Annotated in this window: 6 protein-coding genes; 2 read left to right on the forward strand and 4 right to left on the reverse strand. The window is 72.4% G+C overall.

Annotated elements, in window-relative coordinates:
• The first annotated feature begins 46 nt into the window (after nucleotides 1–46).
• Nucleotides 47–2,311 carry a HelD family protein gene (locus tag M6G08_RS15130; protein WP_272587689.1) on the forward strand — a complete coding sequence of 755 codons (2,265 nt, stop codon included), beginning with the start codon at nucleotides 47–49 and terminating at the stop codon, nucleotides 2,309–2,311.
• 11 nt (nucleotides 2,312–2,322) lie between these two features.
• On the opposite strand, the gene glgB is transcribed toward M6G08_RS15130, so the two are convergent.
• The 4 genes from glgB to M6G08_RS15150 all read right to left on the reverse strand — a co-directional run bounded on the left by glgB (nucleotide 2,323) and on the right by M6G08_RS15150 (nucleotide 10,117).
• The gene (gene glgB, locus M6G08_RS15135) at nucleotides 2,323–4,743 is read right to left on the reverse strand and encodes a 1,4-alpha-glucan branching enzyme (protein ID WP_272587690.1); all 2,421 of its coding nucleotides are present in this window, start codon (nucleotides 4,741–4,743) and stop codon (nucleotides 2,323–2,325) included.
• 69 nt (nucleotides 4,744–4,812) lie between these two features.
• The gene (locus M6G08_RS15140) at nucleotides 4,813–6,213 is read right to left on the reverse strand and encodes a maltokinase N-terminal cap-like domain-containing protein (RefSeq protein WP_272587691.1); all 1,401 of its coding nucleotides are present in this window, start codon (nucleotides 6,211–6,213) and stop codon (nucleotides 4,813–4,815) included.
• Between the two features lie 107 nt (nucleotides 6,214–6,320).
• Nucleotides 6,321–8,021, reverse strand: coding sequence for a maltose alpha-D-glucosyltransferase (treS, locus tag M6G08_RS15145; protein WP_272587692.1), 1,701 nt, complete (start codon nucleotides 8,019–8,021; stop codon nucleotides 6,321–6,323).
• Nucleotides 8,018–10,117, reverse strand: a complete 2,100-nt coding sequence (locus M6G08_RS15150; RefSeq protein ID WP_272587693.1) for an alpha-1,4-glucan--maltose-1-phosphate maltosyltransferase — start codon at nucleotides 10,115–10,117, stop codon at nucleotides 8,018–8,020. The genes treS and M6G08_RS15150 overlap by 4 nt, the downstream gene beginning before the upstream one ends.
• Before the next feature lie 311 nt (nucleotides 10,118–10,428).
• Here M6G08_RS15150 and M6G08_RS15155 point away from each other — a divergent pair, with 311 nt between their 5' ends.
• Nucleotides 10,429–13,047 (forward strand): glycosyltransferase family 1 protein, encoded by a 2,619-nt coding sequence (locus tag M6G08_RS15155; protein WP_272587694.1) that lies wholly within the window; start codon nucleotides 10,429–10,431, stop codon nucleotides 13,045–13,047.
• Nucleotides 13,048–13,081 lie beyond the last annotated feature (34 nt).

Below are 13,081 nucleotides of genomic sequence, written 5' to 3' on the forward strand. Positions count from 1 at the left end.
AAGCTTCGGAGAAAGAGGTCACGAAGAAGTTCAGTAGGCATAGTATATGCGGCCGGGAGTGGAATTGTCAAACACCGAATTTCCGGACGATGAATTGCGGCACGAGCAGGAATTCATCGACGGGCTGTACGCGCGTGTGGACGCGCTGCGCGGCGACGCCGAGGTGTCGGTCACCGAGGCGCTCGCGCAGGGCAACACCCCCCAGCAGGCCAGGCTGGAGCGGGACATCCTGGTCGCCGAGCGCTCCGGGCTGCTCGCCGCGCTCAACGCGGTGGACGGCTCCCTCTGCTTCGGCCGGATCGACCTCGCCTCCGGGGAGGGCCACCACATCGGCCGCATCGGCCTGCGCACCGACGACGCCGAACGCACCCCGGTGCTGATCGACTGGCGGGCCGACGTCGCCCGCCCCTTCTACCTGGCCACCGGCCACACCCCGATGGGCCTGCGCCGCCGCCGGCACATCGCCAGCGAGGGCCGCCGGGTCACCGCCCTGCACGACGAGTTCCTCGACGTCGGCGACGAGACGCGCACCGGCCACGAGGACCCGTCCGGCGACGCCGTACTGCTGGCCGCGCTGAACTCGGCGCGCACCGGCCGCATGGGCGACATCGTGCAGACCATCCAGGCCGACCAGGACCGCATCATCCGCGCCCCGCACCGCGGCGTCCTGGTCGTCGAGGGCGGTCCCGGCACCGGCAAGACCGCCGTCGCCCTGCACCGCGCCGCCTACCTCCTCTACGAGCACCGCGAGCTGCTCGCCAAGCGCGCCGTCCTCATCGTCGGCCCCAACCCCGCCTTCCTCGGCTACATCGGCGAGGTGCTGCCCTCCCTGGGCGAGACCGGCGTGCTCCTCGCCACCGTCGGCGAGCTGTTCCCCGGCGTGAAGGCCACCGCGACGGACACCCCCGAGGCGGCGGCGGTCAAGGGCCGCGCCGACATGGCCGACGTACTCGCCGAGGTGGTCCGCGACCGGCAGGCGCTGCCCGATCCGGTGATCGCGATCGAGCACGACCGCGAGATCCTGATGCTGGACGACGGCCTCGTCGGCGTCGCCCGCGAACGCACCCGCGCCGCGAAGCTGCCGCACAACGCCGCCCGCGAGCACTTCGAGGGGCACATCCTCAACACGCTGACCGAGCTGTACGCCGAGCGCATCGGCACCGACCCCTTCGACGGCTCCAGCCTGCTCGACGCGAGCGACGTCACCCAGATCCGCGACGAACTCGCCGAGAACCCCGAGGTCTGGTCGGCCGTCGACCAGCTGTGGCCCCGCCTCACCTCGCACCGCCTGGTCGCCGACTTCCTCGCCGCCCCCGAGGACTTCCTGAGCCCCGAGGACGCCGCCGCCGTCCGCCGCCCGGTCACCCGGCACTGGACCGTCGCGGACGTGCCGCTGCTGGACGAGGCGGCCGAACTGCTCGGCGTGGACGACCGCATCGCCCGCACCCGCGCCGAACGCGAGCGGGCGGCGCAGATCGCCTATGCGCAGGGCGTGCTGGACGTGTCGTACGCGTCCCGGACCTACGAGTTCGAGGACAAGGACGAGGAGGACGCCGAGGTCCTGCTCGCCCACGACATCATCGACGCCGAACGCTTCGCCGAACGCCAGGAGGCGGAGGACCACCGCAGCGCCGCCGAGCGTGCCGCCGCCGACCGCACCTGGGCCTTCGGGCACATCATCGTGGACGAGGCGCAGGAGCTGTCCCCGATGGCCTGGCGGCTGCTGATGCGCCGCTGCCCGACCCGCTCGATGACCCTGGTCGGCGACCCGGCGCAGACCGCCGAGGCGGCCGGCGTCGGCTCCTGGTCGAAGATCCTCGCCCCCTACGTCGAGGACCGCTGGGAGCACACCCGTCTGGGCGTCAACTACCGCACCCCGGCCGAGATCATGGACGTGGCCGCGGCGGTGGTCCGGGCCGAGGACCCCTCCTTCGAACCGCCGAGTTCGGTGCGGTCCACGGGCGTGCGGCCGTTCGTCCGCGCCACGGACGACCTCCCGGCGGCGGTGGCCGAGGCGGTCGGCGAGCTGACCCCCGAGGAGGGCCGCCTCGCCGTCATCGCCCCGCGCGAGCTGCACGCCGCGCTCGCCGCCCGGCTGGACGGCGTCACGGCGGGCGGCGAACCCGACCTGACCCACACGGTCGTCCTGCTCGACCCCCGCCAGTCCAAGGGCCTGGAGTTCGACTCCGTCCTGGTCGTCGAGCCCGGCCGCTACGGCACCAGCGACCTGTACGTCGCCCTCACCCGCGCCACCCAGCGACTCGGCGTCCTGCACACCGAGCCGCTGCCGAAGGGACTGGTGGACGCGTAGGCCACCGCTCCCTAGGCCGGACGCAGCCACACCGTCGCGAGGGGCGGCAGGGTCAGGCGGACGCTCGCCGCCCGGCCGTGCCACCCCCGCGCCTCCGGCTTGACCGGGTCGGGGCTGCCCACGCCACCGCCGCCGTACCGCACGGCGTCGGTGTTGAGCACCTCGTGCCAGGCGGGCACGTCGTCCGGGACGCCGAGGCGGTAGTCGTGCCGGACGACCGGGGCGAAGTTCGACACCGCGAGGAGCGGGGTGCCGTCGGCGTCCAGCCGCAGGAACGCGAGGACGTTGTCCTCGGCGGCGTCCCCGACGACCCACGCGAACCCGTCGGGGTGGGTGTCGAGCCGCCACAGGGCGGGTGTGGCCCGGTAGGCGGTGTTCAGGTCGCGGACCAGGTCCCGTACGCCCCGGTGGTCCGCCGCCGCCCCGTACTCCGGGTCGAGCAGCCACCAGTCGGGCCCGTGCGCCTCGGACCACTCCGCGCCCTGCGCGAACTCCTGCCCCATGAAGAGCAGCTGCTTGCCCGGGTGCGCCCACATGAAGCCCAGGTACGCCCGCACACTGGCCCGCTGCTGCCACCAGTCGCCGGGCATCTTCGACACCAGCGACTTCTTCCCGTGCACCACCTCGTCGTGCGATATCGGCAGCACGTAGTTCTCGCTGTAGGCGTACACCATGGAGAAGGTCATCTCGCCGTGGTGGTACTTGCGGTGCACCGGCTCGTGGCTCATGTACTGGAGCGAGTCGTGCATCCAGCCCATGTTCCACTTCAGCCCGAACCCGAGCCCGCCGAAGCCGCTCGGCCCCTTGTGGTGGGTGGCCCGGGTGACCCCGTCCCAGGCCGTCGACTCCTCCGCGACCGTCACGACGCCCGGCACCCGCCGGTACACCGTCGCGTTCATCTCCTGGAGGAACGCCACCGCGTCCAGGTTCTCCCGGCCGCCGTGCTCGTTCGGCGTCCACTGGCCCGGCTCGCGCGAGTAGTCCAGGTAGAGCATCGAGGCGACCGCGTCGACCCGCAGCCCGTCGATGTGGAACTCCTCGCACCAGTACACGGCGTTGGCGACCAGGAAGTTGCGCACCTCGCGCCGCCCGAAGTCGAACTCCAGCGTCCCCCAGTCCGGGTGCGCCGCCCGCAGCGGATCGGCGTGCTCGTACAGCGGGCGCCCGTCGAACTCGGCCAGCGCCCAGTCGTCGCGCGGGAAGTGCGCCGGCACCCAGTCCATCAGGACGCCGATACCGGCCTGGTGCAGCCGGTCGACCAGGTACCTGAAGTCGTCCGGGTCGCCGAGCCGCGCCGTGGGCGCGTAGAAGCCGGTGACCTGGTAGCCCCAGGAGCCGCCGAAGGGGTGCTCGGCGACGGGCATCAGCTCGACGTGCGTGAAGCCCAGGTCGCCGACGTACTCGGGGAGCTGTTCGGCCAGCTCGCGGTAGGTCAGCCCCGGTCGCCAGGACGGCAGGTGGACCTCGTACACCGACATCGGCGCCTCGTGCGCGGGCGCGTCCGCGCGGCGGGCCAGCCACTCCTCGTCGCCCCAGGTGTAGTCGGAGGCGTGGACGACCGAGGAGGTGGCCGGCGGCACCTCGGTGCGGCGGGCCAGCGGGTCGGCGCGGAAGGTGCGCGAACCGTCCGGCCGGGTGATCTCGAACTTGTACAGCTCGCCCGCGCCGATGCCGGGCAGGAACAGCTCCCACACCCCGGTGCCGCCCAGCGACCGCATCGGGTGACCGGTGCCGTCCCAGAAGTTGAAGCCGCCGGCCACCCGCACCCCGCGCGCGTTCGGCGCCCACACCGTGAAGCGGGTGCCCGCCACGCCCTGGTGGACCGCCGGGTGCGCGCCGAGCGCCTGCCACAGCTGCTCGTGCCGGCCCTCACCGATCAGGTGCAGGTCCAGGTCGCCCAGCGTGGGCAGGAAGCGGTACGGGTCCTCCGCCTCCGCGGCCGTGCCCTCGTACGTCACCAGCAGCCGGTAGGCCGGGACGTCGCCCGGCGGCAGCAGGCCCGAGAAGAACCCGCCCCCGTCGTCGTGCAGTTCGGCCCGCAGTTCCCCGGACAGAACGCTCACCGCGAGGGCGTACGGCCGGAAGGCCCGCACGGCGATCCCGCCGGGCACCGGGTGGGCGCCCAGCACGGAGTGCGGGTCGTGGTGCGTGCCGGCGAGCAGCCGCTCCCGGTCGGCGGCGTCCAGGGCGGGGGAGACGGAGCCGGGGGGCTCGGCCCTCTTGCCGGATGCCCCGGTGCCGGTCGCCTTCTTGGCCGCGGTCTTCTTGGCCGCGGTCTTGACGGCGGCCTTCTTCGCCGCGGCCTTCTTCGGCATGGACTTGGCCGCGGCCTTCTTCGCTGTCGCTTTCTTGCCGGTCGTCTCCTTCGCGGCCGCCTTCTTGGCGGCCGTCTTCTCCGGGTCGGGACCGCTGGACGAGGGGCGGGGGGTCACGGGCGGGGCCTCCTGGGCGCAGTCGCAGTGGGAGCAAGCGGGGATCAGGGGGAGATCAAGAAGGGGCCGTCATGCCGGTTCGGGCGTGGACAGGCGGCGCACCGCGGACAGGGGCACCGTCAGCCAGTCGGGACGGTGCCGTGCCTCGTACAGGACCTCGTAGACCGCCTTGTCCGTCTCGCAGGCACGCAGCATCACCGGGTCGGTGCGCGGATCGTGCCCGCCGGCCTCCGCGTACCCGGTGCAGTACGCGGCCCGGCAGGACTCGGCCCAGCCGGGCGCCGGGGCACCGGCCGAGTGCGCGGCGTAGTCGAAGGAGCGCAGCATCCCGGCGACGTCCCGCACCGGCGGCTGCGGCATCCGGCGCTCGGCCAGGGGCTTCGCCGGCTCCCCCTCGAAGTCGATCAGCGACCACTGCCCGGACGGTGAGCGCAGGCACTGGCCGAGGTGCAGGTCACCGTGGACCCGCTGGGCGGTCCAGGTACGACCCTCGGCGGCCAGGTCGCCCAGCGCGGTGAACGCCGTACGCAGCGCGGGCGCGTACGGCCGCAGCAGCGGCACCGCCCGCGCCGCCTCCTCCAGCCGGCCGGTCATGCCGTCGGCGAGCTGCCGGATCTGGCCGAGGCCGAGGGTGACGGTCGGCAGCGCGCGGGCCAGCGCGGTGTGCACCTCGGCGGTGGCCCGCCCCAGCGCTCGCGCCTCGGCGACGAAGTCCTCGCCCTTCGCCAGCTCCCGCAGGGCCAGCTCCCAGCCGTCCGTCGCGCCCTGCACGTACGGCTGGAGCACACCCAGCACCCAGGTACGGCCGGCCAGGTCGGCGACCATCCAGCCCGTCGGCGCGGGCACCCGGGGGCAGTCCGCGCGGGCCAGCGCCAGGGGCAGCTCCAGATCGGGGTTGACGCCCGGCACGATCCGGCGCAACAGCTTGAGAATGAACGTATCTCCGTACACGAGCGAGGAGTTCGACTGCTCGGCGGTCATCAGCCGGGGCACCAGCCCCGCGCGTATCTCTGCCTCCCCCTCCCGCTCGAAGCGGAGCCCGCCGATGCGGGCCCTGGTGCGCAGCGCCTCCAGGAGCACCTCGGCGGGCCGGGTGTCGTACAGGGCGTCGTAGGCGGTGCGGCCGGCCAGCGGGCCCTCGGTCGCGTGTCCGATCAGCGCGGGCGCCAGCCGGGGCGGCAGCGCCTCGCGCGTGCCTATGAGGAGCTGGTAGCAGTCGCCGGGCTCCTCGGGCGCGCCCGGGTCGGCGACGGGCTGCTGACGGGCGCGGACCAGTACGTGGTGGAGGCCGAGGCGGGCCTCGGACGGGAGCAGGTCGGTGGCGGCGACCAGCGAGAACCCGGTGACCGGACGCCCCTTGCCGGCGAACCAGCGCTGCCGGGGCAGCCAGTCCCGCAGGAGTGGTTCGAGTGACGCAAGGAGGCCCGGTGGGCTCGTGCTCGTGACGGTGCTCGTGACGGCTTCCGACATGGCGTCGCGTCCCTTCCCCGGGTCGTCGGGGTGTTACTGATGCGTGCCCCGGGCGGGGCGGCGGAAACCGCCCCGCGCCGGGATCGGGCCCTGTGGCCTGGACGGCCCTAGACGGCGTCCTTGCGGAGCCGGAACCAGTAGAAGCCGTGCCCGCCGAGGGTCAGCAGGTACGGCAGCGCGCCGACGGCCGGGAAGCGGACCCCGCCGGACAGCTCGACCGGGTGGCGCCCCTCGAAGGCGCTCAGGTCCAGCTCGGTGGGCTGCGCGAACCGGGAGAAGTTGTGGACGCACAGCACCAGGTCGTCCTCGTACTCCCGCAGGAAGGCGAGTACGGCGGGGTTGGAGGAGGGCAGTTCGGTGTAGGTGCCGAGGCCGAAGGCGGGGTTCTGCTTGCGGATCTCGATCATGCGGCGGGTCCAGTGCAGCAGGGAGGACGGCGAGGCCATGGACGCCTCGACGTTCGTCACCTGGTAGCCGTAGACCGGGTCCATGATCGTGGGCAGGAACAGCCGGCCGGGGTCGGACGACGAGAAGCCGGCGTTGCGGTCGGGCGTCCACTGCATCGGGGTGCGTACGGCATCCCGGTCGCCGAGCCAGATGTTGTCGCCCATGCCGATCTCGTCGCCGTAGTAGAGGATCGGCGAGCCCGGCAGGGACAGCAGCAGTGCGGTGAACAGCTCGATCTGGTCGCGGTCGTTGTCGAGGAGCGGGGCCAGGCGCCGGCGGATGCCGATGTTGGCGCGCATGCGCGGGTCCTTGGCGTACTCCGCGTACATGTAGTCGCGCTCTTCGTCGGTGACCATTTCCAGGGTCAGCTCGTCGTGGTTGCGCAGGAAGATGCCCCACTGGCAGCCGGACGGGATGGCGGGGGTCTTGGCGAGGATCTCCGAGACGGGGTAGCGGGACTCGCGGCGGACGGCCATGAAGATGCGGGGCATGACCGGGAAGTGGAAGGCCATGTGGCACTCGTCGCCGCCGGAGGCGAAGTCGCCGAAGTAGTCGACGACGTCCTCCGGCCACTGGTTGGCCTCCGCCAGTACGACCGTGTCCGGGTACTGGGCGTCGATCTCCTTGCGCACCCGCTTGAGGAAGGCGTGCGTCGCCGGAAGGTTTTCGCAGTTGGTGCCCTCCTCCTGGTACAGGTACGGCACCGCGTCCAGCCGGAACCCGTCGATGCCGAGGTCCAGCCAGAACTTCAGGGCGGAGATCATCTCCTCCTGGACGGCCGGGTTCTCGTAGTTGAGGTCGGGCTGGTGGGAGAAGAAGCGGTGCCAGTAGTACTGCTTGCGCACCGGGTCGTAGGTCCAGTTGGAGGCCTCGGTGTCGACGAAGATGATGCGCGCGTCCTGGAACTGCTTGTCGTCGTCGGCCCAGACGTAGTAGTCGCCGTAGGGGCCGTCGGGGTTGGCCCGGGACTCCTGGAACCACGGGTGCTGGTCGCTGGTGTGGTTCATGACGAAGTCGATGATCACGCGCATGCCGCGCTGGTGGGCCGCGTCCACGAACTCGACGAAGTCGGCCAGGTCGCCGAACTCGGGCAGTACGGCGGTGTAGTCGGAGACGTCGTAGCCGCCGTCACGCAGCGGTGACTTGAAGAAGGGCGGCAGCCACAGGCAGTCCACGCCCAGCCATTGCAGGTAGTCCAGCTTGGCGGTCAGTCCCTTGAGGTCGCCGATGCCGTCGCCGTTGCTGTCCTGGAAGGAGCGGACGAGGACCTCGTAGAAGACGGCTCGTTTGAACCAGTCCGGGTCGCGGTCCTTGGCCGGGGTGTCCTCGAAGGTGTCCGGCACGGGTTCGTTGAAGATCATGTGGTGGGTGACCCTCCGATCTGCGGGTTGGACGGTCGCAGAACCGTGCAGACGTGCGCGGGCGTCCGGCCCGGCTCCAGGCGCACATAGTTGGCCCTGCCCCAGTGGTAGGTCTCGCCGGTGAGCTCGTCACGCACCGGCACCGACTCGTGCCAGTCCAGGCCGAGTTGCGGCATGTCCAACGAGACCGTGGCCTCCTGGGTGTGGTGGGGGTCGAGGTTCACGACCACCAGAACCGTGTTCGACCCCCGCCGCTTCGAGTAGGCGATCACCTCCTCCTTGTCCGTGGGGTGGAAGTGCAGATCGCGCAGCTGGTGCAGGGCCGGGTTCTCGCGGCGGATGGTGTTGAGGCGGGTGATGAGGGGGGCGATGGTGGTGCCCTCGCGGGCGGCGCGGGCCCAGTCGCGGGGTTTGAGCTGGTACTTCTCGCTGTCGAGGTATTCCTCGCCGCCCTCGCGCAGGGGGGTGTTCTCGCACAGTTCGTAGCCGCTGTAGATGCCCCAGGTGGGGGAGAGGGTGGCGGCCAGGACGGCGCGGGCCTCGAAGGCGGGGCGGCCGCCGTGCTGGAGGTAGGCGTGCAGGATGTCGGGGGTGTTGGCGAAGAAGTTGGGCCGCATGTAGGAGGCGGCGTCCCCCGTCAGTTCGGTGAGGTACTCCGTCAGCTCGCGCTTGGTGTTGCGCCAGGTGAAGTAGGTGTAGGACTGCTGGAAGCCGATCCGGGCCAGGGTGTGCATCATCGCCGGGCGGGTGAAGGCCTCGGCGAGGAAGATGACGTCGGGGTCGTGGCGGTTGATCTCGCCGATGACCTTCTCCCAGAACACGACGGGTTTGGTGTGGGGGTTGTCGACGCGGAAGATCCGCACGCCGTGGCCCATCCAGAAGCGCAGGACGCGGACGGTCTCGGTGACCAGGCCCGCCATGTCGGCGTCGAAGGCGACGGGGTAGATGTCCTGGTACTTCTTGGGCGGGTTCTCGGCGTGGGCGATGGTGCCGTCGGGGCGGTGGTGGAACCACTCGGGGTGTTTGTGGACCCAGGGGTGGTCGGGGGAGCACTGGAGGGCGAAGTCGAGGGCGATCTCCAGGCCGTGGCAGGCGGCCTGGCCGACGAACCAGGTGAAGTCCTCCAGGGTGCCGAGGCCCGGGTGGACCGTGTCGTGGCCGCCTTCGGGGGAGCCGATGGCCCAGGGGACGCCGACGTCGTCGGGGGTGGCGGAGAGGGTGTTGTTGCGGCCCTTGCGGTGGGTGGTGCCGATGGGGTGGATCGGGGGGAGGTAGACGACGTCGAAGCCCATCGCGGCGATCTCGGGCAGGCGGCGGGCGGCGGTGCGGAAGGTGCCGTGGGGCTGGGCGGGGGTGCCCTCGGAGCGGGGGAAGAACTCGTACCAGGCGCCGTACAGGGCGCGTTCGCGCTCCACGAGCAGGGGCAGCGGGTCGGAGGTGGTGACCAGCTCCCGCAGCGGGTGCCGGGCCAGCACCCCGTCCACCTCCGGCGTCAACGCCGCCGCCAGCCGGGACGCGGCGGGCCGGTCCTCGTCCCGCAGCGCGTCGACTGCGGACAGCAGCGCGCGCCGGTCCGCGCCGCCGGGCACCTCCGCGGCGGCCCGCTCGTACAGCCGGGCGCCCTCCTCCAGGACCAGGCCGGTGTCGATGCCCGCCGGGATCTTGATCCGTGCGTGGTGCCGCCAGGTGGCGACCGGGTCGCCCCACGCCTGAACGGCGTACGTCCAGAGCCCGGGTTCGCCGGCGGTGACGGTGGCGCCCCAGCGGTCGGTGCCCGGGGCCAGTTCCCGCATCGGGGTCCAGGGGCCCGGCCGGCCCTCGGGGTCCCGCAGTACGACGTTGGCGGCCACCGCGTCGTGCCCCTCGCGGAACACGGTGGCCGAGACCTGGAACGACTCGCCGGTCACGGCCTTCGCGGGCCTGCGACCCTGATGGACCAAGGGGCGGACGTCCAGGACGGGGATGCGTCCGACGGTGGTGGCGCCGTCCGCGGAGGGCGCCGCGGGCGGGGTGTCACGTGGGGCTCCGCGTGGCGCTTCGGGGCGTGCGCCGGGGGTCGCTCCGGGGGGTGCTGACGAGTGGTGCGTGGCGGGCATGACCGCTCCTGTCCGCGTCAACGTGGGTGGGCGGATGACTCTGGGGAGGTGGGTCCTGCGGCGGTGCGTGTGGGGCGTACCGCAGGAGCCTTCCCACACTCTTCGGGTGGGCAATCCGGCACTTTGATGACTACTCACGCGTATGTCGACACACGCGACGGTCCTGACCGAACGACTTCCCCGCCGGGAGATCGACACGCCGGTGGCAATTAGCCCGTCCGGCGACCGGACACGACGCCGTTCAGGCCGAATCGGAGATCTTCGGGCGAAGCCCCCGGCGAGGGACACATCGCGCCGGTAACGTCGTGCGGGTGAAGGCGATCCGTCGACTGACCGTCCGTCCCGTACTGCCCGACTCCCTCCGGCCGCTCAGTGATCTGGCCCGCAATCTGCGCTGGTCCTGGCATCCGGAGACCCGCGACCTCTTCCAGTCCGTCGACCCAGAGTGCTGGGCCGCGTCCGGCCACGACCCCGTACGACTGCTCGGCACCGTGCCGCCCGCCCGCCTCGCGGAGCTGGCCGGGGACCGGCGCTTCCTGCGCCGGCTCACCGCGGTGGCCGACGACCTCGACCACTACATGACCGGCGACCGCTGGTACCAGGCCCAGTCCGGCCGACTGCCCGCCGCCGTCGCCTACTTCTCGCCCGAGTTCGGTATCACCGCGGCCCTGCCCCAGTACTCCGGCGGCCTCGGCATCCTGGCCGGCGACCATCTCAAGGCGGCCAGCGACCTGGGCGTGCCGCTCGTCGGCGTCGGGCTGCTCTACCGGCACGGCTATTTCCGCCAGTCCCTCTCCCGGGACGGCTGGCAGCAGGAGCACTACCCCGTCCTCGACCCCCACGAGCTGCCCCTGGCGCTCCTGGAGGAGCCCGACGGCACCCCCGCCCACGTCGCCCTGGCCCTGCCCGGCGGCCGGGAGCTGCGCGCCCGGATCTGGCAGGCCCAGGTCGGCCGGGTGCCGCTGCTCCTGCTGGACTCGGACGTCGAGGAGAACGACCTCGGCGAACGCGGCGTCACCGACCGGCTCTACGGCGGCGGCAGCGAGCACCGGCTGCTCCAGGAGATGCTGCTCGGCATAGGAGGTGTCCGGGCGGTGCGCACGTACTGCCGGCTCACCGGCCACGCGGCGCCCGAGGTGTTCCACACCAACGAGGGCCACGCGGGCTTCCTCGGGCTGGAACGCATCGCCGAACTGTGCGACCAGGGGCTGGAGTTCACTTCCGCCCTGGAGGCGGTGCGGGCCGGGACGGTCTTCACCACCCACACCCCGGTCCCGGCCGGCATCGACCGCTTCGACCGCGAGCTGGTCGCCCGCCACTTCGGACCCGACGCCGAACTCCCGCGCATCGACGTCGACCGCGTCCTGCGCCTCGGCATGGAGACCTACCCCGGCGGTGAGCCCAACCTGTTCAACATGGCCGTGATGGGCCTGCGCCTGGCCCAGCGCGCCAACGGCGTCTCCCTGCTGCACGGCGGGGTCAGCCGGGAGATGTTCTCCGGACTGTGGCCCGGCTTCGACGCCGACGAGGTGCCGATCACCTCCGTCACCAACGGCGTGCACGCCCCCACCTGGGTCGCCCCCGAGGTCTTCCGGCTCGGCGCCCGGCAGATCGGCGTGCAGCGGGCCGAGGACGCGCTGACCGTCGGCGGCTCGGACCGCTGGGACTCGGTCGCCGACATCCCCGACCAGGACATCTGGGAGCTGCGCCGCACCCTGCGCGAGCAACTGGTGGAGGAGGTGCGTCGGCGGCTGCGGGTCTCCTGGCGGCAGCGCGGCGCCGGGACCGCCGAGCTGGGCTGGATCGACGACGTCCTCGACCCCGACGTGCTCACCATCGGCTTCGCGCGCCGCGTCCCGTCGTACAAGCGCCTCACCCTGATGCTGCGCGACCGCGACCGCCTGATGGACCTGCTGCTGCACTCCGAGCGGCCCATCCAGATCGTCGTCGCGGGCAAGGCGCACCCGGCGGACGACGGCGGGAAGCGGCTGGTGCAGGAGCTGGTGCGGTTCGCGGACGACCCGCGGGTGCGGCACCGGATCGTGTTCCTGCCGGACTACGGCATGGCGATGGCGCAGAAGCTGTACCCGGGCTGCGACATCTGGCTGAACAACCCCCTGCGCCCCCTGGAGGCGTGCGGCACCTCCGGCATGAAGGCGGCGCTCAACGGCTGCCTCAACCTGTCGGTGCTGGACGGCTGGTGGGACGAGTGGTACCAGCCGGACTTCGGCTGGGCGATCCCCACCGCCGACGGTTCCGGGACCGACCCCGACCGGCGCGACGCCATAGAGGCCGACGCCCTCTACGACCTGCTGGAACAGCGGATCACCCCGCGCTTCTACGAGCGGGGCGCGAGCGGGCTGCCCGACCGGTGGATCGAGATGGTCCGCCGGACGCTGAGCCTGCTGGGACCGAAGGTGCTGGCCGGCCGCATGGTCCGCGAGTACGTGGAGCGGCTCTACACCCCGGCGGCCGAGGCGCACCGCGCGATGGACCCGGACGCCGCGCGGGCGCTGGCCGAGTGGAAGGCCCGGGTGCGCACCGCCTGGCCCGGGGTGAGCGTCGACCACGTCGAGACGTCCGCCGCCACCGCCAGCGCCGAACTCGGCACGACGCTGGGGCTGCGGGTGCGGGTGAACCTCGGCGAACTCGCGCCGGACGACGTCGAGGTGCAGGCGGTCTCCGGCCGGGTCGACACCGAGGACCGGATCACCGACGCGACGACGGCGCCGCTGAAACCGGTGGGCGGCCCCGACCTGGAGGGCCGCTGGCTGTACGAGGGTCCGCTCGCCCTGGACCGCACCGGTCCCTTCGGGTACACGGTCCGCATCCTGCCCGCGCACCGGCTGCTGGCGTCCGGCGCGGAGGCGGGGCTGGTCGCCATGCCGTCGGACGACCTGGCCCAGGCGGCGGGGCTGCTGATGCGGTGAGCACGCGCCGGGGCGGCGACGGAGGACCCTCCCG

The organism is Streptomyces sp. M92, assembly GCF_028473745.1.
Taxonomy (GTDB): Bacteria; Actinomycetota; Actinomycetes; order Streptomycetales; family Streptomycetaceae; genus Streptomyces.

Coding starts and splice junctions, on each gene's coding strand:
- M6G08_RS15140 (WP_272587691.1), bottom strand. CDS start 6,213: ATGTCGGAAGCCGTCACGAGCACCGTCACGAGCACGAGCCCACCGGGC.
- M6G08_RS15130 (WP_272587689.1), top strand. CDS start 47: ATGCGGCCGGGAGTGGAATTGTCAAACACCGAATTTCCGGACGATGAA.
- M6G08_RS15150 (WP_272587693.1), bottom strand. CDS start 10,117: ATGCCCGCCACGCACCACTCGTCAGCACCCCCCGGAGCGACCCCCGGC.
- treS (WP_272587692.1), bottom strand. CDS start 8,021: ATGATCTTCAACGAACCCGTGCCGGACACCTTCGAGGACACCCCGGCC.